The sequence below is a fragment of the Bacillus sp. FSL L8-0152 genome (assembly GCF_038006365.1).
Classification (GTDB): domain Bacteria; phylum Bacillota; class Bacilli; order Bacillales; family Bacillaceae_G; genus Bacillus_A; species Bacillus_A cereus.
Window position 1 is genome coordinate 4171226 of the sequence record NZ_JBBOVB010000001.1, and the last position, 23429, is coordinate 4194654.

A 23429-nucleotide genomic window follows, 5' to 3' on the forward strand; every position below is an offset into this window, starting at 1 on the left:
TGAGACCGATTTCAAATCGACTCAGGTTTTTTTATTGGTTATATGCTTTTAACTAGTTCAACAACTTCTTCAGCAGTTGACATCATTAATGCTTTTTCTGCTAATGTTTCCATTTCTGCTTTTGACAACTTGCTTAGTTGTGTTCTTGCAGGAAGAATAGATGTTGCACTCATACTGAACTCATCTAAACCTAATCCTAATAATAATGGGATAGCAAGTGAATCGCCTGCCATCTCACCACACATACCAGCCCATTTGCCTTCTTTATGAGCAGCATCGATAACCATTTTTACAAGACGTAAAATAGATGGGTTATATGGTTGGTATAAGTATGATACTTGTTCGTTCATACGGTCTGCAGCCATTGTGTATTGGATTAAATCATTTGTTCCGATAGAGAAGAAGTCAACTTCTTTCGCGAATTGATCTGCTAATACTGCTGAAGCTGGGATTTCAACCATCATACCAACTTCAATAGAATCAGAAACAGTTGTACCCGCTTCTACAAGTTTCGCTTTCTCTTCTAATAAAATTGCTTTTGCTTGACGGAACTCATCAAGAGTTGCAATCATTGGGAACATAATTTTTAAGTTACCGTATACGCTAGCACGAAGTAATGCACGAAGTTGTGTACGGAACACATCTTGCTCATCAAGACATAAGCGAATTGCACGGTATCCTAAGAATGGGTTCATTTCTTTTGGTAAATGTAAGTATGGAAGCTCTTTATCTCCACCGATGTCAAGTGTACGAACAACGACTGGTTGACCTTCTTTTACACCTTCAAGAACTGCTTTATACGCTTCGAACTGCTCTTCTTCTGTTGGAAGATTGTCACGACCCATGTATAAGAATTCTGTACGGTATAAGCCAACGCCTTCTCCGCCATTATCAATAATACCTTGTACATCATTTGGTGTTCCGATATTTGCAACAAGCTCAACGTGATGTCCATCACTTGTTACAGTAGCTTGGTCTTTTAATTTTGCCCATTCAGTTTTTTGCTCTTCAAATTTCGCTTTCTTTTCTTCAAACGAACGAAGAGTTTCTTCTGATGGGTTTACAATTACTTCTCCATCTAAACCGTCAATGATAACGATATCGCCGTTTTGGATTTTCTCCATAACAACTTTCGTACCAACAACAGCTGGAATTTCCATAGAACGAGCCATAATTGCAGAGTGAGATGTACGTCCACCGATATCAGTAGTGAAACCTTTTGCATACTTACGGTTTAACTGAGCTGTATCAGATGGTGTTAAATCTTCAGCAATAATGATTACCTCTTCAGAAATTGTACCAGGATTTGAGAAGTTAATTCCTAGTAAATGTGCAAGAACGCGTTTTGTTACGTCACGAATGTCCGCAGCACGTTCTTTCATATATTCATTATCCATGTTTTCAAACATAGAAATAAACATTGATGCAACTTCATCCATTGCAAATTCAGCATTTACTTTTTCGCTATTTACTTTATCTTTTACTGGGTTTACTAGTTCTGGATCATTTAACACTAATAAATGTGCTTCAAAGATCGCAGCTTTGTCAGCACCTAGCTCAGCAAATGCGTGGTCCTTAATAGCTTCTAATTCAGTTTTTGCTTTCTCAAGCACAGCGTCTAAGCGTGCAATTTCTGCAGCTTCGTTTGTAATTGATTTCTTTTCGATGTTAAATTCAGGATTTTCAAGTCTGAAAGCCTTTGCAATAGCAATCCCACTTGATGCAGCGATCCCTTGAATGTTAAGAGTCATTATTCTCCTAATCCTTCGTTTTTCATAGTTTCTTCGATAGCTGCTAGTGCTTGAGCTGCATCATCACCATTTGCAGTGATTTTAATTTCTGCGTTTTGTTGAATGCCTAAAGACATAACGCCCATGATTGATTTTAAGTTAACGTTCTTTCCGTTATACTCTAAGTTAATGTCAGAACCGAATTTGCTTGCAGTGTTTACAAGTAGAGTTGCTGGACGAGCATGAATTCCTGAGTCGCTAGTTACTTTAAAGATTTTTTCCATGATTATTTATCTCCTTTAAATTACAGTTTTTTTTAGTTGTATAGACGTGAGTACTACATCATCTATTGTATATAATAGGCGATGTTCGGTCAACCACATCGCCTATTATAATTATAAACATTTTGCGTCAAATTCCTACTGAATGTCAATAATAGCGGTTTCGCCCTTCTTAACATTTCCATCTTTTTTCAATTCGACTTGTTGCCCTTGTTGTAAGTTTGTAAATACAATTGGTGTAATGATAGATGGTGCATTTTCTTTTACAAATGCAAGATCTACTTTTAATAATGGTTGGCCTTGCTTCACTTTATCACCTTGTGCTACAAGTGCCTCGAATCCTTCACCATTTAATTTTACAGTATCAATACCAAAGTGGATTAAAATTTCTTTTCCGCCTTCAGATTGAATACCAATCGCATGTTTTGTAGGGAATACATTGACAATTTCACCGTTAACTGGAGAAACTACTGTTCCTTCAGTTGGCTCAATTGCAAATCCGTCTCCCATCATTTTTCCTGAGAATACTTGGTCAGGCACTTCTGTAATTGGTAAGATTTTCCCTTCGATTGGTGATACAATTGTTTCATTTTCATCAACTTTTTGAGGAGTTTCTTCCACTTTTACAGGTTCTTCTTTTTCAACATGAGGTGTACGACCTGACATTATATCATGAATTTGTGATTTTAACGTGTCAGATTTCGGTCCGAAAATAGCTTGAATGTTATTTCCAACTTCAAGTACACCAGCTGCTCCAAGTTCTTTTAAGCGGTCTTTGTTTACATTCTTTTGTTCGTTAACTTGAACACGTAAACGAGTAATACAAGCATCTAAAGAAGCAATGTTTTCTTTACCACCAAGTGCTACTAATACTTCACGAGGAAGTTCGCCTGCCTCTGTTTTTCCTGCCCCGTCATTCGCATTTGCCTCTTCACGACCAGGTGTTTTTAGATTCCATTTACGGATTGCAAAGCGGAATCCGAAGTAGTAAATAACTGCTAGTACAAGACCAACAATAATTACCCACCACCATGCTGTACGGCCTGGTAATACACCGAATAATAGGAAGTCAATTAAACCACCAGAGAATGTCATACCAATTTTAACACCTAAAATTTGCATTGTCATAAATGATAGACCAGCAAATACAGCGTGAATTCCGAATAATACTGGCGCTACGAATAAGAATGAAAATTCAAGTGGCTCTGTAATACCTGTTAAGAAAGATGTTAATGCTGCAGAACCTAAAATACCTGCTGCTAATTTTTTATTTTCTGGACGTGCTTCATGGTACATTGCTAAAGCTGCTGCTGGAAGACCGAACATCATGAACGGATACTTACCAGTTGTAAATGTACCTGCTGTTAATTCTACACCGTCTTTTAACTGTGCCATAAAGATTTTTTGGTCACCACGGATTAATTCGCCAGCTGCATTTGTATACTGACCGAATTCGAACCAGAACGGTGAATAGAAAATGTGATGTAGTCCAAATGGAATTAATGAACGTTCAATTAAACCGAATATAAATGCTGCGATTGTTCTATTTGCATCAATCATTTGATGTGAGAACGTGTTTAAGCCACCTTGAATGTATGGCCAAACGAAGCACATGATAATACCTACTATTAAAGAGAATGTTGCAGTTGCGATCGGTACGAAACGCTTACCTGCAAAGAAACCTAAGTATGATGGTAATTCAATGTTGAAGTATTTATTATAGCAATATGCCGCTACTATACCGACGATAATACCACCAAATACCCCTGTTTGTAGCGTTGGAATACCTAATACGTTTGCATACGCTGGATCTGCAAATCCAATTTTTACTGGGTCTGCTCCAGAACTTGTTACTTTCACTAGCTTATCTACTTCTAAGAACACACTCATCGTTTTGTTCATAATTAAGTAGCCGACGAATGCTGCTAAACCAGCTACTCCATCTCCACCAGCTAAACCAATTGCTACCCCAACTGCGAATAATAATGCAAGGTTAGCGAAAATAATATCACCAGATTGTTCCATAATTTTTGCAACCATTACGAACCAATCTGCCTTTAAAGCAGGAATAACATTTGTTAACTGTGGATTTTGAAATGCATTACCAAATCCAAGTAAAATACCTGCTGCCGGTAAAATCGCTACTGGAAGCATTAACGCTTTTCCGACTTTTTGAAGAACACCAAAGATCTTCTTAAACATGGAAACCCTTCCTCTCTTATCTATATTGATACCTTCCGACAAACGCCAAAAAGACATGAGGAAAAAAAGATAGAACGATAGCTATACAAAGGGTAGTATATCCCTTTCTCTAGCTTACATTCCTTACTTTTCTCCACTCATGCCTGATCGAATCAGTAACACGTGTCAAAAATAGGTTTACGTATAAGTTCACTATAATTAAGGCAAACGTTTTCGTTACTCACCTTAATGTGTTTGTCGAAATTTGTATAACTTTGCAATAGTTATTATACATAACTATTGTAAGCGATTCAATCATTTTTTTTAACGTTTTCATTTTAGACAAAAATATATGACTTATTACACATGCTCTGCCTTGACTAAGCGTTGCAAGTGCATCGTTAAATAAATACTTTCAGCTTCATATACAGGTAGTTGCAACTCTTTTTGCATGACCTTAACTAGCTTCCAAGCTACGTTATAGCAAACTGGATACTCCGCCTTTAATAAATCGGCAAAACTTTGCGATTCTTCTACTTTTTCTCCCTTTTTCACCCTCTCAATAGCATATTGAAGATGACGAATAAGGCGTAAATAATGAATGCTCTCTTGATCTAATGTAATTTCTAAGTTTGTCTCAATTAAAGATACAAGTTGTGCAATGAGACGGGAGTTTTGATTAACTGAAGATAAATCAGAATTTGTAAGCGAACTGTAAATGTGAAGTGCAATAAAACCAATTTCTCCTTCTGGCAATGTAATTTGCAAACGAGAATTTAAAAGTTCTACAACACCTTCCGCAATTTCATATTCCTCTGGATAGAGCATTTTTGTTTCAACTAAAAAAGGATTATCAATTGTAAGTCCTTGTTTTAACCTTTTAATTGCAAATGAAATATGATCTGTTAACGCAATATGAATATGTTCATTTAGTGGAGATTTCGCTTTTTCTTGAATGTACAGCATAATATCGTTCATCAATTCAATTAATTTTTCACTAACATGCGGCACTAATAATTTATATTGTTCACGATCACGTTCATTTTTTAAGACAAACATTTTTTCGATTTGTTCTTGCTCCAATACATCTTTCGCTTTTTTCCCAAATCCAATTCCTTTACCAATCACTACTACTTCCTCGTGTTCAGGATGGCTAGCAATGATGACATTATTATTTAAAACTTTTTTAATTTCTAGATAATTATTCATATAACACCACCCTCGTACTTAAATAGCCTACTTTTATGTTACAGAATATTCTTCTTTGTCGTCAATGTAAAACATCTGCCATTTAATAAAAATTCATTTTTTAGACATGTTTATATATGATGCGTATAATGTAAGAGCACCTGTACATAGAAAGGAGATAACAGCATGATTAAAATGTTTGTAAGTGATATCGATGGTACAATGATGCAACACGGAGGTCTTATTGATGAACAAGATGTTGCGGCACTACGCAGCCTCGCCGAGCAAAATGTTATTCTTTGCTTCGCTTCCGGAAGACTTGATAATGAAATTGCAGACTTAATGAAAGCTGTAAATACAAATTTTCATCGTATTAGTGTAAATGGTGTTTTTGTATATACACATGAAAATAAACAACTATTATCTGCAACTTTTGATTCCAGCATACTTCCCGATTTGTTAGCTATGACGAATGAAAATCCTTATTTCCGTTATGTAAGTGATGAGCATAATTATTACATTGAAGAGAAAACACCTTTTATTCAAGAACTTGAACAACAAGTAACAATGACTTCTGTTGAAGAACCAAACTTACTACAGAAGATTGATGATACAATTTTCCCAAATAAAATTTCCGTCGGTGGAACAAAGGAGAGCTTACAACTCCTTCAAAAAAAAATTGATGAAAAATTCCACGGGAAAGTTAGCACTTTCATCTCAGCAGAACAATGTTTAGATGTAATGCCACCGAATGTTAGTAAAGGCTCTGCCATTTCTGTTTTATTAAATGAGTTTCAAATAAAACCTGAGGAAATTGCTTGTATAGGGGATTCTTACAATGATATTCCTATGTTTTCTTTAACTCCTCACAGTTTTGCTATGTCGCAAGCAGATGATGCAGTAAAAAAACACGCTCACTATGTAGTAAATCACGTCAAAGATGCTGTTAACCACGTAATTGCTCATAATAAAAATACGACTCATTCCTTATAAGGATGAGTCGTATTTTTATTTCTTTACATGTTATCCATTTTCATTTCGACTGTACTTCACAAACTGAAATATACTATTTGTTACGTGCGATATTCGTAATAAATTTATAACGATCTCCACGATAAATACATTTCACGTACTCTAGCGGTATCTCACCTTCTGAATATGACCATTGACGCATTACAAGTACAGGCGCCTTTTTAGGAATATGCAGATGTTCAGCTTCATTTTCCGTCGCAACAGAAGCTTCAATTGACTGAGTAGCGCTAACAAGTTTAAAGCCCAGTTTTTTCTCTAAATGTTCATATAAAGATTGTTGCAATATCTCTTCGTTAATATCTTTTACAAGAGCTGGCGACAAATATGTCGTCTCAAAAGCAATCGGTTCATCATCAGCTAAGCGAATACGCCTCACTTCATAAACCGATTCCCCCTCCTGTATTCTCAACCGGTCTGCTATTTTAGCAGTAGCTGGAACTAGGCGGAAACTAAGTAATTGACTACTTGGGTTCATTCCACGAGAAATCATATCTTCTGTGAAGCCCGTCATTCCTTGCAATTTTTGTTCCACTTTCGGAAGTTGGACAAATGTTCCAATTCCACGCTTCCGATATAAATAGCCTTGTTCCACTAAATTATTAATCGCCTGTCTGATTGTCATACGACTCACTTCGAACTTATCACAAAGTTCATTCTCAGATGGGATTTTATCTCCCGGCTTCCATTCGCCGTCCTCAATTAGCTGTTTCACCCACTCTTGAATCTGATAATAGATCGGAAATGGTGAATACTTGTCGATGTTCATCAGCAATCGCCTCACTGCATAAAGATAGAGCTTCTTGATCTGCGATTACGGTTACATTCGGATGACGTTGTAAAACTGTAGCCGGACACTCTTCACTATATTCACCTTGCAATAATTCTTTAACAGCTTCTGCCTTTTTAGAACCCATAGCAACAAGTAGAACTTGTTTCGCTTTCATAATGCTTCCAATTCCCATTGTAATCGCATGAGTTGGCACATCTTCTTCTTTTTCGAAGAAGCGAAGGTTTGCTTGGCGTGTAGATTCTGTTAATTCAACAATGTTCGTTGGAGAATTAAACGGTGTTCCTGGCTCATTAAATCCGATGTGACCGTTTTCACCGATTCCAAGAATCTGTAGGTCAACTGGGTTAGCAGTTAGAATGCCCTCGTAACGTTTGCACTCTTCCTCTAAATCACTTGCCATCCCGTTTGGTACATAAGTTTGTTTAAATGGAAGATGATCAAACAACTGTTCTTGCATGAAATAGTGATAGCTGTTTTTATCTTCATGTGGTAAATTTACGTACTCATCTAAGTTTACAGTGGTTACACGGCTTGTATCAAGTTTATTTTTTCGCATTTCTGCATAAATACCTAATGGAGAGCTTCCTGTAGCCATTCCTAATGTTGGATTTTCTTTTGTTTTTACAACTTCTTCAATTAATTTATAACCTGCTTCGGCTAGTTCTTCTGGAGTTTTTACAACAAGAATATTCATTTAATTACTTCCCTTCCTTCATATGAATTCCTAAACGAACCGTATCATATACATGTAAATCTTCATTCATCACAACAAAGTCTGCATCTTTTCCTACTGCTAATGCACCTTTATTATTTAATCCAAACTCTTCTGCTTGGTTAACTGATGTCATCAGTACTGCATCTTCGATTGAACAACCCGTAAATTCAATTACATTTCGGAAAGCTTGATCCATTTTTAGAATACTACCAGCTAACGTTCCATCTTCTAATCGAGCACTACCATCTTTTACATGTACTGGCTGTCCGCCAAGCTCATATAATCCATCTTCAAGACCTTTTGCGCGCATTGCGTCAGTAATAACACTTACTTTTTTCGGTCCTTTTAACTTATATGCTAATTTCACCATATCAGGGTGAATATGAATACCATCTGTAATTACTTCAACCATTACATCTGGATTTAATAACACATGACCAACAACTCCTGGTTCACGGTGATGTAATCCACGCATTTGATTGTATAAATGTGTCGCATGTGTAATCTTTCTATTTTTTAGTTGCGCATCAATTGCATCTGTATGCCCCATTGTGCCCACTACACCAGTTTCAGCAAGATATTGTTCAAACTCTAATGCTCCCTCTTCTTCTGGTGCATATGTTACTAATTTAATTAAATTCCCACTTGCTTCTTGCCATTGTTTAAATTGCTCAATATTTGCAGGAACGATATGTTCAAGTGGTTGTGCACCTGCACGTTTCTTTGAAACATAAGGTCCTTCTAAGTGAATATATTCGAAATGCGCTCCTTTTTCTTTTGCTTCTTTCGCAGCAGTTAGCGCTGCTTCAATTGCCTCTGGAGCTTGTGTCATTGTTGTCGGGAAGTAAGTTGTAACCCCTTCTTTTAACATTTCTTTACCTAGAGTTACTAACCCATCGCTATTTGCATCCATCGCATCAATATCGTATCCACCATGAATATGAACATCGATCATACCTGGAATTACAATCTTCCCTGTAGCATCAAAAACAGTTTCATTTTCTTGTGGTACATATTGAGCCATCAAACCAATTTCTTTAATGGTTTCTGCGTAACGGATAAATCCGTTTTCCACTATTTCTTGACCTGTGTAAATTTTGGCATTGATGACAATTTGCGTTTTCATTTTCATCGATCCTTTCCCATGAAATACCTACTTGTTATTATTACCTTATTCGCCTAGTTCCATCTTAATATATGCACGAGTAGTTGTCTATACATTCTAATGAAATTTCCTTTTTATTCAACAAAAAAGGAAATTTCTTACGTCCCTTATAATTATAATATATATTATTCATTTTTCCAAAAAGGGACAGTATCCACCCCTAATATAGAAATCACTTCAACAATGGCATTAACCCGCTAGACTCTAACATAACATGTTCACCATCTGTTTCTATTTCTACTGTACGTTTATTCGTTCTATATACCATTATACCGTGCCTTTTTAAGCGTTTTACTACACTTTGATGAGGATGTCCATACGGATTACTACTCCCGTAAGACAGAATAGCAAACTGCGGTTCCACTTTTTTTATAAACGTTTCACTTGTTGAAGTATACGAGCCGTGATGCCCCACTTTTAAAACATCTGCATGTACATCAAATTGTTTTAATATTTCATGTTCTGTCCGTACATCCGCGTCACCCATTAATAAAAAATCCGCTTTTCCATATCGCACCTTTAAAACAATTGAGGATTCATTATTTTCATCTTTTGATTTCCCATTGTTTAATACTTGTATAGAAACATGTGGATCCAGCGGTATATATTGCCCTTCCTTTACTGAAACGAAAGGTATCCCTCTTTTTTTAATATTATTCCGATATGTATGATAAGTAAGAGAACTATATGTTTTTCCGCTATCTAATATAAGCGATACCGGCATTTGCTCTACAATTGGAATTAGCCCCCCTATATGATCCATATCAGGATGAGTACTGACAATTACATCTAAATGATTAATCCCTTTCTCAATTAATTTCTGAATAATAACCTCTCCTGCTTCATAAGGTCCTCCATCAATTAACATTGTTTGTCCGTTTGGCATTATGATAAGTGTTGCATCACCTTGCCCCACTTTTAAAAAGCTCACTTTCATTTTACTAAGATGTTGCCGATGCATATGTAAAGGAGACGTAGTATGAATAGACATCATATACCTTTTAGCTGATGCGCTATTTAAAGAAAAACATAATAAAACAGAAACTAATAATAGAATAATCCGCATACCTCTCATAACTCGTCTCCTTTTTTCATTTAGTATGGCACTGTAAATAATTGATATACAAAAAAAAGCTTAGCAAAATGCTAAGCTTTTATTTCGATATCTCTTGTAAGGAACCGAAGAATAAATCCGCTTCATTCATTTGTTCATTCTCTTCAGAAAGCGGCGGTAAATCATCTAATGTTTTCAATCCAAATGTGTCCAAAAATTCTTTTGTTGTTCCGTATAAAATAGGACGCCCTGGTCCTTCTGCTCTTCCCATTTCTTTTATAAGTAAATGTGAAACCAACGTTTGTAACGCCTTATCGGTTTTAACTCCTCTAATCTCTTCCATTTCAGTCCTTGTGATTGGTTGACGATATGCAACAATCGCTAACGTTTCAAGGGCAGCTTGTGAGAGTGAAGCTGCTGTTGGTGTATCTATTAATTTTTGATAATATGAAGCATGTTCTTTCTTTGTAGCAAAACGATATACTTTTGCATACTGTACAATTTGCAAACCACGGTTTGTACCTTCACATTCTTGTTGCATTTCTTCTAAAATATTAATTACTTCATTCATTTCAATTTCAAGAACTTTCGCTATTTGTTCTGGATAAATCCCTTCATCACCAGAAACAAATAAAAGGCCTTCAATAATTGACTTTTGTTCTTTCCTATCCATTTCACGAGCTCCTTCCTTCTATTTTCCCATAAAAATACACATCAAAAAACCGAATCACAATCAATGCGTTCGGTTCAATATTTCTTCTCTTGTTCCAAACGATACATTAAAACATAACATGAGATAAAGTGTTTCTATCCCAATTTCATATACTTGCTCTATGCAGATTTATTAGAGCTTGATACGAAAATTTCATCAAAATTATGTTCTTGCTCAATTATGATTTGTTGATTTTTCATAAGTTCCAGAACTGCTAAAAATGTTACAACCATTATTTCACGTTCATCATCAACAAACAAATCATGAAAACTTTGGCGACCACCCTTTATTTTTAATTGCTTTAAAATATCAGTCATTCGCTGTTCAATTGGTATTTCTTGACGAGTAATACGTGTTGTTACAGGTTTTTTTGCCTTTTTACGGCGCATTAATTTTTGAAATGCCGCTAGCATATCATATAACGTAACATCAAGAGGCAAGCTTGTCTCTTCTTCTTGTTGCAACGATGTAAAGTCAATTGGTGGACGTGTATATAGCTGTGCTCTTTCTTGTTCTCTTTCTTTTAACTCAGTAGCAACTTGCTTATATTTCTTATATTCAATTAACCTCTCCATCAATTCTTGACGAGGATCATCTATAAAATCATCACCGTTATCAAGTACATCTTCTTCATGTTTCGGCAACAACATTTTACTTTTAATTTGTAATAACGTTGCGGCCATTACTAAATACTCACTTGCAACATCTAATTGCAGTTCTTTCATCGTATGCACATAAGATAAATATTGCTCTGTAATATCTGCTACAGGAATATTATATATATCAATTTCATAACGATGTATTAAATGTAACAATAGATCTAAAGGCCCTTCAAAAGCCTCTACTTTAAAATTATATTGCACAAAGCATCCCACCACATTTTTTCTATAACAACATAAGTATAGAGCATACTCATGTTCTATCCAACCTTTTTAAGAAATTTAATTAAAAATAGACCGATGCCTATGTCATCATGCCCACCACTTCATATGATAACAGTGTAGTAAGAACAATGTAGGAGGTCAAAAAACTATGGGTCACGTTGATTGTGGTTTTAGCGGTGGGTTCGCATTACTTGTTGTACTGTTTATTTTGCTAATTATTGTAGGAGCAGCTTGCTTCTGCTAATATGAACAATAACGGCTAGGGGGAAATCTCCTAGTCGTTTATTGTTCATATTTCTATGATACACTTATATGTATAACCGTTAGATAGGGGCGAGAAAACATGTATCCTACCGAATACATACAATTTTTAATTCATTTCCAAGGAGATTACGACTATTTTGAATGCCACGAAATACTAGAAGAGTACTGGAAGACAAAACCAAGAGGAAATCGTGATCATTACTTAGTTGGTCTCATTCAAATTGCAGTTTCTTTATACCACCAAAGACGTGCTAACTGGAATGGTTCCACAAAAATGATGAAAAGCGCAATCACAATTTTAGAAAAAAGCGGTGTGTCTTTACAACGTTTAGGAATTAATCAAGTACAACTTCTTTCCTTGCTCAATGAAAGATTGCAATCTATCCATAAAAAAGAACGTTTTGTACCTTTATTTTTACCCTTATCAGATCCATTGTTAGAGAAGCAGTGCATAGAGTTATGCAAAAAACAAAACCTCTCTTGGAAAGACTTGAATGCTATTCCAAGTGAATATATTATACACAAGCACACTTTGCGTGATCGCACAGAGGTCATTACTGAACGAAACGAACAATTACAAAAAAGAAAGCAGAGATAATAAACTACTTATCCCTGCTTTCACGAATGTATATTTTGTTCTAGCCCTTTACATTTTTCGCAAAAATTTGCTGTTTGCTCATTTCCGCAAATTGTAAACTCAAGAAATTTACTCTTTAACTCTTGAACCATCTTCGTTCCAATCCCCACATGACGGTGAGACGGATTTACACTTAAATGCTGAATTTCTAATACTTGATTCTCTTTTTTTACAATCCCCATTATTCCAACAAAATCTTCATTTTCTTTCCACAAATACAATTGCCAATCATCTTTTGCTTCATATTCTTTCATTGTCAATTGTAATGTTTTCAAATCTTTTTCAGTTGGCATAAACGAAAGAAGCCCCATTGCGATTTTTTCATAACTTTTTTTAAAACGAATTAACATAACCCTTATCCCTTCTCACAAAAGTTACAAACTAGTAATCCCCTCAATCACTCTTTTCATATCACATTCATTTTACAATATTTTCAACAGAGTGAGAAGAGTCTAAAACAACTTGATAATCATACAAAGCGAAAAGAAGAAAGTCAAATCTATGTTTCAGCACTATTCCTTTAATAAATAGAGTGAAAAAAAGAAAATTTTATATAGAATGAAAAGAAACATATCATTCAACATCACTTCATTCATAGTTACCCTAAAGCAGCACAATTCTAGCAAAATTAATATAACAAAAAGTATTTGTGGAAACATATAATGTAATGTATTCTATGTAATTTGTTAAAGGTTTGTTCTCACAAGCAATATATTTTAGCAACAATACTACTTGTATGATGCTGTAGAAGAAGTACTCAATCTCATTAAAAATAAAAAAGAGAGCAAAAGCTCTCTTTTCCCTTACCTTATTCTTCCCAAACTTTAACTTCTTTCATTACATCGCCTTGACGCATTTTTAATACTGTTTCAATACCGCTTGTTGCTTTACCAAATACAGTATGAACGCCATCTAAATGTGGCTGTGGCTCATGAACAACAAAGAATTGGCTACCGCCTGTGTTACGGCCAGCGTGAGCCATAGAAAGTGATCCTACAAGGTGTTTATGAGGGTTTCCATCAGTTTCACATGGAATAGAGTAACCTGGACCACCAGCACCTGTACCTGTTGGGTCTCCACCTTGGCTTACGAAGCCAGGAATAACACGGTGGAATGTAACACCGTCATAAAATCCTTGCTCTGCTAATTTTTTAAAGTTTTCTACTGTTTTTGGCGCTTCTTCTGGGAAAAATTCCAATTCGATTTTTTCACCGTTTTCCATTAATATGTATCCTAAAGTTTTCATATGTATATGTCTCCTTTCAACTATCTCAGCATTATATTACCACATTCATGACTAGAAACAAAAAGAATCCGACAATCTAGATACTTCTTTTTTAAAATGTGGAAAAAGCTAGGTGACAAATAAGAAATATATACTATAATAACTTTGTTGCCCGAAAATTTTAGAAAGAGAAAGGGAGCGGTTTTTCGTGAAAACGAAATTATTAGCTCTGCTATTAGCTGTAACGGTATTTATGATGCCAACAGCTTCATTTGCAGACATCATCGAGGGAGAATCAATTGTTACACTAGGAGAGAACTTATCCGAACAACAAAAACAAGATCTGTTAAAAGAAATGAAAGCACCGAAAGATGCTACAATTATTACTGTATCTAATGCGGAAGAACATAAATTTCTAGAAGGCATTGTTCCAAAAGCACAAATTGGTACGAGAGCAATTTCTTCTTCTATGATTACATACACAAAACCAGGATCTGGTCTTATTGTGCGATCAAAGAACATTAACTGGGTAACAGATGCAATGTACACTAACGCTTTGATTACAGCAGGTGTAAAAGATGCAGAAATTCAAATTACTGCACCTTTTAAAGTTTCAGGAACTGCAGCTTTAACTGGATTAATGAAAGCATATGAAACTGCGTCCAATAAACCAATTCCGGAAGAAGTTAAAAAAGTAGCGAATGAAGAAATGGTACAAACAGCCCAGCTTGGTGATAAAATTGGTGAAGAAAAAGCAGTTCAACTTGTTGCAAAAATTAAAGAAGAAATTGCAAAAGAACAGCCAAAAACAACAGAAGATTTACGTTCATTAATTAAAAAAATTGCTGATCAACTCGGCATTACATTAACAGATGAACAATTAGATAACCTAGTAGCGTTATTTGATAAAATGAAGAATCTTAATATCGATTGGAATCAAGTTGGTAGTCAATTAAACAAAGCAAAAGAACACGTTTCTGCCTTTTTAGGATCTGAAGAAGGACAAAGTTTTCTAGATAAAGTGAAAGATTTCTTCTCAAGTATCATTGATTTTGTTAAATCTTTATTCAAGTAAAAAAGAAGCCCGCCAGTGACGGGCTTCTTTTTTATACAAGTAACGGTAATTTCATAACAGCCTCTTCAACCGAACGCACTATATGATTTGCTTTCTCCTTTACATATGGATGGGCATGATGAAGAGTAAATGAATGCGGGGTTACTTCAAACATAGAAATATCATTGAAGGAATCTCCAATACAAGCAACTTCATTTGCTTCAATTTGCAAATGGTCCATTAGTCGCTTTAGAGCACTCCCCTTACTCACGCCTCTTGGCATAATATCAACATAGCGTTTACCTGATATAAAAACTTCCGCTTCGCCTTGAAACATATCTCGTAGCTCTTGATCTAACGTCACAATTTTCTCTTCTTCTCCAAAAACAAACAATTTTGCAGGGTGTACAGTCTTACCAAACTCTTCTTCTAACGCTTCAATTTCAGCGATATGCACGCCCATATACGCTTCAAAATTATGGTGATGTTCATTTTTCCTTTTTGTATATCGTTGCTCATTTGCACAAACAATATCCGCTAGTCCTTTTTTATGTATATATCGATATATTTCCTGGGCAACCGTATTTTCAAAACTCGATTCATGAAATAAATTCCCATCTGGAAGTAACATTGTCGCTCCATTTAAGCCAGTTGTGTAATATGGGAATGAAAACCTTTTTACAACTTCATCAATTCTGTGTGTAAAGCGGCCAGAGGCAAAACAAATATTTGTCCCTTTCTCAGCTAACCAACACAGCGCACGTTCATCTTCTTTTTGCATATGATTCACATCGTAAACGAGCGTGTCATCTAAATCACTTACAAATAATTTAATCATGTCCTCTTCCCCTTCCATACACAATATCTACTCTAAGTGTACACAAAAAATGTTTGATTTTTGTTAAAAAACAATAAATTTTTACTAAAAAAAATAAACGGGTGTATAATCCCGTTTATTTTTGTCTTTTTACATTTTGAGGTCTTACAATACTTGGTCGTACTTTTAAACTAGACATCGTTGGGCGGAGTAAAATTTTTGTTAACGCGCCCCAATCAAATGGTAAAAACGGCCATAAATAAGGTGTTTGTAAACTTTTTATAGACGTTAAAAATAAAATTAATATCGTCATACCAATTACAAATCCCATCTCATGGAAGAGACCTGTTAAAATAATAACAAACAATTTCCCAACCTTATTTCCTAATCCTAATTCATAACTCGGTGTTGCATATGCACCAATCATCGAAACCGCTACATACAAAATTACTTCTGGCACAAACAAACCTACATCAATTGCAATTTGACCAATTAATATGGCGGAAATCAACCCTGCTGCAGACGATAATGGGGTTGGAGTATGAATAGCAGCCATCCTTAAAAACTCAAGTCCGACCTCTGCCATTAACACCTGTAATAGGATTGGTAAATGCGTCATCTTAGTCGGTCCAATAAAAGCAAGATTTGCTGGTAAAAGAGTTGGATCAAATACAAACACTAACCAAAATGGTAATAAAAATAACGAGAATATAACACCTAAAAAGCGCACCCAGCGTAAAAATGTACCGACAGCTGGATTTTGTCTAAACTCTTCTGCATGCTGTAAATGGTGAAAATATGTTGTCGGTGTAATCATGGCACTTGGCGATGTGTCAACAAGTACTAACACATGTCCTTCTAGTAGATGATTTGCTGCTACATCTGGCCTTTCTGTATATCGAATAAGCGGGAATGGGTTATAGCTTTGCTTTACAACAAATTCTTCTACTGTTTTATCCGCCATCGTAATTCCATCTACATCAATGTTATTTAATTCTTGTTTTATAATCTTTACTAAATCTGGATTTGCAACATCTTGAACGTATGTAATACAAATATCCGTTTGTGATCTATCTCCTACTCGAACCATTTCATTTCGAAGTCGTGGATCTCGAATTCTCCTACGAATTAACGCTGTATTTACAACGATATTTTCAACAAATCCATCCCTCGCACCGCGTACTACCTTTTCGGTATCTGGTTCTGTCGGTGTTCGCCCTGGATAACTACGAACATCAATCGCGAACGCTTCCGTTTCACCTTCCACAAATATCACAATGAGCCCTGATAATACTTGGAGCATTACCTCATCCATCGTTTTCACTTTGCTTACTTGTTGATGGATTAAGCGATTCTCTAAAAGCTTCACTGTATCTTCTTCTACATCCCTTATCTCATTTGTATCCACCGCTTCTTCTAAAATAGGGATAATATAATTTGTATCACAAAGTCCGTTTACAAATAACACACCGATTTCTTTATTCAAAATTTGAAATTTACGAATGCCAACATCGTATGTAACGCCTAGTCCAACTGTCTGCTTTAAATAATTTTCATTATCACTTATGAAAGTTGATATAGGGATATCCACTTTTTTAGGCTTCGTCATAAAAACCACTCCTTTCCAAAATTAATTGAATCGCTTTTCTAGTAATAGGTGATCCCCTCTCCCATTCATCATTCCCGCACATCTTACCAATGTCACCGACTCCAACGATGACAGGAACATTCAAGTCATCTAAACAATAAATTGTATCTCCGCTAATTCTGCCAATTTCACCATCTGGAAGTCCAAATTTATCAACACCGTATTCGGTTAAATTTCCGTTCCGATCTACACTTACATCTACACGTGCCCATTCCCAATGATGCGTATTAGACGCTACCGCTAAAATACCGAGCACATCAATTTGTTTATGGGTAGCTACATATTTTAAAGCCTTTTCACCAGATCCTTCTCCAATAAATCCACTGTCATCAAACATGACAAATACAGGGTCATATGGCGTTTGCATAATAAGCTCAACAACTTTTTTCCCTGTCAATTTGGTTGGATTACTTTGTGATGCTGAAATACACCTTCCCCCAAATTCCTTTGTTAAAAGCTCAATTGTCCGCTTTGCATATTCATCTCCATCTGTGACCAAAACAACCCTTCGTCTCATTTGATTTATCCTTTCGGTTTACATATAAGTGCTATAAAAAACGAAAACAATATCGCTGCGGAAATGCCCGCAGACGTTAAACTAAACATGCCAATACCAATTCCTAAATATCCATGTTTTTCTGCTGCATGCATTGCTCCGTGCAATAGTGAATGTCCAAAACTTGTAATAGGGACTGTTGCTCCAGCACCTGCAAACTTTATTAGTTTATCGTACAATCCAAATCCATCTAAAATTGCTCCGATGACTACAAAAGTTGCCATTAAATGAGCTGGTGTTAACTTTGCGAAATCTAACAATAGTTGCCCAATTACACAAATAGCTCCACCTACAAGAAATGCATATATAAAATCCACAATTCACTCTCCTTTAACTCTCTCAAATACGACACCATGTGCAATTGTTGGAATCGTTTCTTTCTGTTGCATCATTATCGGGCTTAATAATGCGCCAGTGGCAACGACAAAAATTCGTTGTAAATTCCCTTTTTGCATCTCGTGTAATAAATGGCCATATGTGACAACTGCTGAACAAGCGCAACCACTACCACCTGCAAATACTTCTTCTTGACTTGATTCATAAATCATTAATCCGCAATCATTGTATATATGTCCAAGATCGTAACCTTCCTCAAGTAAAAGTTGTTTTGCAATCGGTGTCCCAACAGCTGATAAATCACCCGTAACAATCAAATCATAGTCATCGGCACTTCTTCTTAAATCTTCAAAATGCTGTTGAATTGTATGAGCTGCTGCTGGAGCCATCGCTGCCCCCATATCCAAAGGATTTGTGATTCCTAAATCTTGCACTTTTCCGATTGTAGCCGCCGTAATTTTAATTGCACTTTTTTCATTGCTAATTAATATAGATCCTGCACCAGTCACAGTTGAATTTGCTGTCCCTGGTTTTTGCCCACCGTACTCTGTTGGATAGCGAAATTGTCTTTCAGCCGTTGCATTATGACTACTTACTGTAGCTAAGACACGATTTGCAAATCCACCGTCTATAAAAGCTGAGCCAACTGCTAAAGTCTCCATAGACGTCGCACAGGCGCTAAACATTCCTAAAAAAGGAATGCCCCACTGACGCGCAACATAATTTGCTGTCACTGTTTGATTTAATAAATCTCCCGCTAAAAAGAAATCAATTTGCGATGTTTTTATATTCCCTTTTTGCACTGCTTGTTGAATTGAGTCTGACATTAATCTTCGTTCGGCGAGCTCCCAATTTTCCTCTCCACAATGCAAGTCATCATATGAAATATCAAAATCTTTTCCAAGAGGGCCCTCAGCTTCTTTCGGACCGACAGCAGTACCCGTTGCATTCACATATATATCGTTTTGAAATACCCACGTTTGTTTTCCGGTCAACCTCATACTAGCCCCTCCTTTAAGACATAAAAATTTTAAAGGTATACCTTATTAACCCAATGATATATGCACCAACAACCCCAAATACAATCACACTTCCTGCCAGTTTAAACATATTTGTCGCAATCCCTAGAACAATCCCTTCACTCTTATGTTCTAAAGCAGCGCTTGCCATAGAATTTGCAAATCCTGTTACCGGTACCGCTGATCCTGCTCCAGCAAATTGACCGATTTTATCATATACACCACACCCCGTTAAAATCGCGGATAATAAAACAAGCGTTGCAACAGTTGGGTTTCCTGCCTCTTGTTCACTGAAGTGAAAATAATGTATATAAAATTTCATCAATACTTCTCCAACTGTACAAATGAGTCCACCTACAAGAAATGCTTTGATACAATTTAGTAAATAGTTTGGCTTTGGATGATACTCCTTCACTTTATTTATGTAATCATCCTTCAACTTCTGACTTGTCATTTATATATTGCCTCCTACTTTACGAAATAAATCCAGTGAAACAACGACCCTATTACTTTCCCAAGTACAAGAGCAACGAGTAAAACAATAATCTTCCCCTCTACCCCTACTCGTTTAGCTAAAATAGGTAGAACATTTAACACCTCTGTTAATGCCGCAGCGAGCATTCCAATGAACGTACCACAAAATAGCCCTAATATAACGAGCCAATATTGCGACGTTTGAAGTGTAATGTTTTTCAAACTGCACCAAGCCCCTGTTAAAGTACCTGCAATGACTGCCCACTCAAAATATTGAATATGCTTTCCACTTCTCGTTAATTGGGCTAAACGGGGGATTATACCAAGTACAGCTAAAAATGCGACATATCCACTACCTACCGCTATCCCTCCAGCTAAACCAATTAAAATAACAAACCCAGACTCAATCATCGGCAAGTTGTTTCATATTATCCTTGTTTTCATTAACGATTACATACTGATCAAGTGACTGTTGGTATTGAAACATCTCAACTTCTAACGGACTCGGCTCTTCATTAATTCGTTTTTGAAATACATGATTAAAGAATAGAACCATCCCTAAACCAAGACCTAAAGAATAAGGAATTTGAAATAAAAGTGGTTGTGCATTGAATTCTCCAGTAATCATGTAATATAACCGTTGATGTACTTGTTGCATACTTACATCCTCATGGAAATAAATGATTGCAAGAGCTGCTCCAATAAAAAGTAATAACCATACAAGTCCAAAGAAAACTGGGTGCACTTTCTTTTTTTCATAAATAATTTCAACAAGAGTTTGTCCAGAACCGAGTAAATTAATTTGTATGTGAGCCGCTTTTCGCCTAATGATCTCAATTATCTTCATAACATCAATTACAACATGCGTCTTATCGTGTGCTGTTATTTTGTAAACAATCTCATTTTGTAACGCTTCAACTACGAAAGCATCTCCAGCAAGCTGAGCAACATCACCTAGCTTCACTTCATACGAAGGAGAAACTTTTAAACGATTGCGCATTTTAATATAAATCGTTTGTTCCAACTTTCATTCACCCCTTCACTCTTCCTCGTAGTTGTAGTATGGTTATTGAATTTTTTTCTAATACAATTTTTTCATAAAAAAACATCTGCACCATTTTGGTACAGATGTTTTTTACTTATGCCTTTTTCTTAAATAAGTTTGCAATACTTAATGCAAGCCCTCCCCAAATGACTACTATTCCAATAACCATCATCATAATCGCTGATCCACTCATTATGAAACACCTCGATCTTTCCATTCTTTTTCAAGCTTGGCAGAATCCGAATGAATTTGTGCATCCCATTTTTTCAGGCCAATGATTATTGCAACTATGAGGAATGCTGCTGCTATCGACCAACCATACGTTACAACAAACTCAGTCGGATAATCTCCGTAGTTCTTTTTAATATTTTGGATTGTACCATCAATTAGCATATACCCTAACATAAGCGGAGTAATAACGAGTAAACTCACTCTCCAAAACGTTCCTAATTTAATATCAGATACAAAGTTTGCATGATTTTGATAAACTGGTAAACGGCGTAAAATGAGCCCTATCGTAACTACTTCCGCAAGTGCAATTGTAATTAATCCGAAATTATTAGCGAAATAGTCGACAACATCTAAGAACATAAGTCCACCACGTGTTGCAAAAACAAGAGAAACTAACACGAGAAGGGTTCCCATAATTCCAATAGTTTTTTCCCGACTTAAACTGAATTTTTCAGATACAGCGGCAAAGCATACTTCCGCGAGTGAAATAAGTGATGTAATTCCAGCAACCGTTAACGATAAGAAAAATAAAACACCAAACAACGGTGACATCGGCAATTCATTAATAATTTTGGGAAATACTACGAACGCAAGCCCAACGCCAGCACTTGCTACTTTATCAACCGGTACTCCCATATTATTTGCCATAAATCCAAGAGCTGCAAAGACCCCAATACCTGCTAATAATTCAAATCCTGAGTTTGCAAATCCAGTAATAAAGGCATTATTTGTTGTATCCGAGTTTTTCGGTAAATAACTAGAATACGTAATCATAATTCCAAATGCTAAAGATAAACTAAAGAATATTTGACCGTAAGCAGCAAGCCATACTTTCCCATCAAAAATACGACTCCAATCTGGTTTAAAGAATGCATCTAGTCCTTGCATAGCACCTTCCATCGTCACTGCACGAACAACGATAATAAGGAACATAACAACTAATAAAGGAATAAATATACGGTTAACAACTTCGATTCCTTTTTTAACTCCTTTAAATGCAACGCCAAGCACAATAATCCAAACGAGAGCTAACGGAATTAATACTTCTGGTACAAGTCCTCCAAATTGTCCTGGCTTATCTGCAACATGTAAGTACTCTTTAAATAAAAATGATTGCGTGTCTTTTCCCCATGCTCCAGTAATTGCAAAGTATGTATACGATATAGACCAAGCAATAATCACTGCATAATATGTTGAAACGATAAATGTTACGCACATTTGCCACCATCCAATAAATTCTGCACGCGGGCTAATACGGAAAAATGTAAGTGGTGCTGAGCCACGATGACGATGACCAAGGGCAAACTCAAACGCTAACAATGAAATACCAGTCGTTAATAATGCAAATAAATACGGTAAAAAGAATGCTCCTCCTCCATTTTCATACGCTGTATAAGGAAAACGCCATATGTTTCCTAATCCAACGGCAGATCCGACCGCTGCGAAAATAAATCCAGCCCTCGTTCCCCATTGTTGCCTCGTTTCCATGTTTCCTTCCCCCTTTATGACAAGTTCATACTTGGATTATATTTTAAATTGACTAAATTATCAATAAATTCTGTTAATTTTTGCGAAAATTAACATCTCTCTCCTATTAACGGCATAAAAAGATCGAATAGACAATTATTCGTCTATTCGATCTTTCATCTGTTTTAATATTTTCTTTTCAAGTCTTGAAACTTGTACTTGCGAAATGCCTATGCGCTCGGCTACTTCTGACTGTGTTTGATCTTTATAGTAACGCAAGTATACAATTAAGCGCTCTCGTTCATCTAGTTCTCTAATCGCTTCTTTTAAAGCAATTTTATCAAACCATTTCGTTTCAGATTGATCTGCAATTTGATCTAAAATAGTGATTGGATCTCCATCGTTTTCATATACAGTTTCATGTATAGATGAAGGGGCCCGGCTCGCTTCTTGTGCTAGAACAACTTCCTCTGGCGTTAGTTCTAGTGCCTCTGCCACTTCATTAATCGTTGGAGCCCTTCCGAATTCTTTCGAAAGCTCATCTCTCATCTTTCGAATTTTGTTTCCCGTTTCTTTTAAAGACCTACTAACTTTCACTGATCCATCATCGCGTAAGAAACGTTGTATTTCACCAATAATCATTGGAACTGCATATGTTGAAAATTTCACGTCGAAAGATAAATCAAATTTATCTACCGATTTCAAGAGCCCAATACATCCAATTTGAAATAGGTCGTCTGGTTCGTATCCTCGATTAAGAAACCGCTGTACAACCGACCAAACGAGGCGCATATTACTTTGAACGATTGTATCTCTCGCTTGTTGATCTCCATCTTGACTTTTTTGAATTAACGCTTTTAGCTCGTGGTCCTTTAACTGAGGTTTCTTCTTCTCATTTTTGACCTCTATGTCCATAGGCTATTC

General features: G+C 36.1%; 27 protein-coding genes. 4 read left to right on the forward strand and 23 right to left on the reverse strand.

Translation table 11 applies throughout. From position 1 onward, the window contains the following. Window positions 1-38: 38 nt before the first annotated feature. The 4 genes from ptsP to glcT all read right to left on the reverse strand — a co-directional run bounded on the left by ptsP (window position 39) and on the right by glcT (window position 5401). Window positions 39-1751: a phosphoenolpyruvate--protein phosphotransferase gene (ptsP, locus tag MHH27_RS20860; RefSeq protein ID WP_340943945.1), complete on the reverse strand. Its 1713-nt coding sequence runs from the start codon at window positions 1749-1751 to the stop codon at window positions 39-41. Further along, complete coding sequence (gene ptsH, locus MHH27_RS20865; protein ID WP_000411080.1) at window positions 1751-2014, reverse strand: phosphocarrier protein HPr; 264 nt, start codon at window positions 2012-2014, stop codon at window positions 1751-1753. Before ptsH ends, ptsP begins: the two co-directional genes overlap by 1 nt. Before the next feature lie 135 nt (window positions 2015-2149). Continuing rightward, window positions 2150-4213, reverse strand: coding sequence for a PTS glucose transporter subunit IIABC (gene ptsG / locus MHH27_RS20870; protein ID WP_061659903.1), 2064 nt, complete (start codon window positions 4211-4213; stop codon window positions 2150-2152). A 339-nt stretch (window positions 4214-4552) separates the two neighbouring features. Beyond that, a complete protein-coding gene (glcT, locus tag MHH27_RS20875; protein WP_001067322.1) occupies window positions 4553-5401 on the reverse strand; it encodes a glucose PTS transporter transcription antiterminator GlcT in 849 nt (282 codons plus the stop codon). Window positions 5402-5566: 165 nt separating this feature from the next. Here glcT and MHH27_RS20880 point away from each other — a divergent pair, with 165 nt between their 5' ends. Next, a complete protein-coding gene (locus tag MHH27_RS20880) occupies window positions 5567-6373 on the forward strand; it encodes a Cof-type HAD-IIB family hydrolase (RefSeq protein WP_000594250.1) in 807 nt (268 codons plus the stop codon). Between the two features lie 73 nt (window positions 6374-6446). On the opposite strand, the gene MHH27_RS20885 is transcribed toward MHH27_RS20880, so the two are convergent. From MHH27_RS20885 to scpA, 6 genes are all read right to left on the reverse strand, one after another. Next, on the reverse strand, window positions 6447-7178 hold the full coding sequence (locus MHH27_RS20885; RefSeq protein WP_014894892.1) for a GntR family transcriptional regulator: 732 nt from the start codon (window positions 7176-7178) through the stop codon (window positions 6447-6449). Beyond that, entirely contained in the window at window positions 7108-7896 is a 789-nt protein-coding gene (nagB, locus tag MHH27_RS20890) for a glucosamine-6-phosphate deaminase (protein ID WP_001024208.1), read from the reverse strand. Before nagB ends, MHH27_RS20885 begins: the two co-directional genes overlap by 71 nt. 4 nt (window positions 7897-7900) lie before the next feature. Beyond that, window positions 7901-9043 (reverse strand): N-acetylglucosamine-6-phosphate deacetylase, encoded by a 1143-nt coding sequence (gene nagA, locus MHH27_RS20895; protein ID WP_001987227.1) that lies wholly within the window; start codon window positions 9041-9043, stop codon window positions 7901-7903. A 211-nt stretch (window positions 9044-9254) separates the two neighbouring features. Next, window positions 9255-10157, reverse strand: a complete 903-nt coding sequence (locus MHH27_RS20900; protein ID WP_001214828.1) for a ComEC/Rec2 family competence protein — start codon at window positions 10155-10157, stop codon at window positions 9255-9257. A gap of 79 nt (window positions 10158-10236) precedes the next feature. Next, window positions 10237-10809, reverse strand: coding sequence for a segregation/condensation protein ScpB (gene scpB, locus MHH27_RS20905; RefSeq protein ID WP_025118451.1), 573 nt, complete (start codon window positions 10807-10809; stop codon window positions 10237-10239). A gap of 158 nt (window positions 10810-10967) precedes the next feature. Then, window positions 10968-11711, reverse strand: a complete 744-nt coding sequence (gene scpA / locus MHH27_RS20910; protein WP_001199751.1) for a segregation/condensation protein A — start codon at window positions 11709-11711, stop codon at window positions 10968-10970. 169 nt (window positions 11712-11880) lie between these two features. Between scpA and MHH27_RS20915 the strand changes: the two genes are divergently transcribed. Together MHH27_RS20915 and MHH27_RS20920 are read left to right on the forward strand one after the other, a co-directional pair. Further along, window positions 11881-11976, forward strand: a complete 96-nt coding sequence (locus MHH27_RS20915) for a YjcZ family sporulation protein (RefSeq protein ID WP_000510194.1) — start codon at window positions 11881-11883, stop codon at window positions 11974-11976. Window positions 11977-12075: 99 nt separating this feature from the next. Further along, window positions 12076-12594, forward strand: coding sequence for a DUF309 domain-containing protein (locus MHH27_RS20920; RefSeq protein WP_000283610.1), 519 nt, complete (start codon window positions 12076-12078; stop codon window positions 12592-12594). A 20-nt stretch (window positions 12595-12614) separates the two neighbouring features. On the opposite strand, the gene ribT is transcribed toward MHH27_RS20920, so the two are convergent. Together ribT and MHH27_RS20930 are read right to left on the reverse strand one after the other, a co-directional pair. Beyond that, window positions 12615-12983 carry a GNAT family N-acetyltransferase RibT gene (ribT, locus tag MHH27_RS20925; protein ID WP_090977129.1) on the reverse strand — a complete coding sequence of 123 codons (369 nt, stop codon included), beginning with the start codon at window positions 12981-12983 and terminating at the stop codon, window positions 12615-12617. Between the two features lie 458 nt (window positions 12984-13441). After that, window positions 13442-13879: a peptidylprolyl isomerase gene (locus tag MHH27_RS20930; protein WP_000853788.1), complete on the reverse strand. Its 438-nt coding sequence runs from the start codon at window positions 13877-13879 to the stop codon at window positions 13442-13444. A gap of 187 nt (window positions 13880-14066) precedes the next feature. Here MHH27_RS20930 and MHH27_RS20935 point away from each other — a divergent pair, with 187 nt between their 5' ends. Next, window positions 14067-14933 (forward strand): DUF1002 domain-containing protein, encoded by an 867-nt coding sequence (locus MHH27_RS20935; RefSeq protein ID WP_000850513.1) that lies wholly within the window; start codon window positions 14067-14069, stop codon window positions 14931-14933. 31 nt (window positions 14934-14964) lie between these two features. Here the strand turns inward: MHH27_RS20935 and MHH27_RS20940 are convergent, their stop codons facing one another. The 11 genes from MHH27_RS20940 to sigF all read right to left on the reverse strand — a co-directional run bounded on the left by MHH27_RS20940 (window position 14965) and on the right by sigF (window position 23420). After that, on the reverse strand, window positions 14965-15768 hold the full coding sequence (locus MHH27_RS20940; RefSeq protein ID WP_003271593.1) for a Cof-type HAD-IIB family hydrolase: 804 nt from the start codon (window positions 15766-15768) through the stop codon (window positions 14965-14967). A 97-nt stretch (window positions 15769-15865) separates the two neighbouring features. Then, window positions 15866-17338, reverse strand: a complete 1473-nt coding sequence (gene spoVAF / locus MHH27_RS20945; protein ID WP_000165595.1) for a spore germination protein SpoVAF — start codon at window positions 17336-17338, stop codon at window positions 15866-15868. After that, window positions 17325-17894, reverse strand: a complete 570-nt coding sequence (locus MHH27_RS20950) for a stage V sporulation protein AE (protein ID WP_001254416.1) — start codon at window positions 17892-17894, stop codon at window positions 17325-17327. The genes spoVAF and MHH27_RS20950 overlap by 14 nt, the downstream gene beginning before the upstream one ends. A gap of 5 nt (window positions 17895-17899) precedes the next feature. Beyond that, window positions 17900-18250 (reverse strand): stage V sporulation protein AE, encoded by a 351-nt coding sequence (gene spoVAE / locus MHH27_RS20955; protein WP_000345907.1) that lies wholly within the window; start codon window positions 18248-18250, stop codon window positions 17900-17902. A gap of 3 nt (window positions 18251-18253) precedes the next feature. Beyond that, on the reverse strand, window positions 18254-19270 hold the full coding sequence (gene spoVAD, locus MHH27_RS20960; RefSeq protein WP_001241140.1) for a stage V sporulation protein AD: 1017 nt from the start codon (window positions 19268-19270) through the stop codon (window positions 18254-18256). A 13-nt stretch (window positions 19271-19283) separates the two neighbouring features. Further along, window positions 19284-19742 carry a stage V sporulation protein AC gene (gene spoVAC / locus MHH27_RS20965; RefSeq protein ID WP_000203808.1) on the reverse strand — a complete coding sequence of 153 codons (459 nt, stop codon included), beginning with the start codon at window positions 19740-19742 and terminating at the stop codon, window positions 19284-19286. A 14-nt stretch (window positions 19743-19756) separates the two neighbouring features. Further along, window positions 19757-20173 carry a stage V sporulation protein SpoVAB gene (gene spoVAB / locus MHH27_RS20970; RefSeq protein ID WP_000572941.1) on the reverse strand — a complete coding sequence of 139 codons (417 nt, stop codon included), beginning with the start codon at window positions 20171-20173 and terminating at the stop codon, window positions 19757-19759. Beyond that, window positions 20166-20786: a stage V sporulation protein AA gene (locus MHH27_RS20975; protein ID WP_098841881.1), complete on the reverse strand. Its 621-nt coding sequence runs from the start codon at window positions 20784-20786 to the stop codon at window positions 20166-20168. Before MHH27_RS20975 ends, spoVAB begins: the two co-directional genes overlap by 8 nt. A 115-nt stretch (window positions 20787-20901) precedes the next feature. Further along, the gene (locus MHH27_RS20980; protein WP_000016826.1) at window positions 20902-21000 is read right to left on the reverse strand and encodes a methionine/alanine import family NSS transporter small subunit; all 99 of its coding nucleotides are present in this window, start codon (window positions 20998-21000) and stop codon (window positions 20902-20904) included. Continuing rightward, complete coding sequence (locus MHH27_RS20985) at window positions 21000-22526, reverse strand: sodium-dependent transporter (RefSeq protein ID WP_090977125.1); 1527 nt, start codon at window positions 22524-22526, stop codon at window positions 21000-21002. The genes MHH27_RS20980 and MHH27_RS20985 overlap by 1 nt, the downstream gene beginning before the upstream one ends. Window positions 22527-22661: 135 nt before the next feature. Next, a complete protein-coding gene (gene sigF / locus MHH27_RS20990) occupies window positions 22662-23420 on the reverse strand; it encodes an RNA polymerase sporulation sigma factor SigF (RefSeq protein ID WP_000350729.1) in 759 nt (252 codons plus the stop codon). Window positions 23421-23429: the final 9 nt, after the last annotated feature.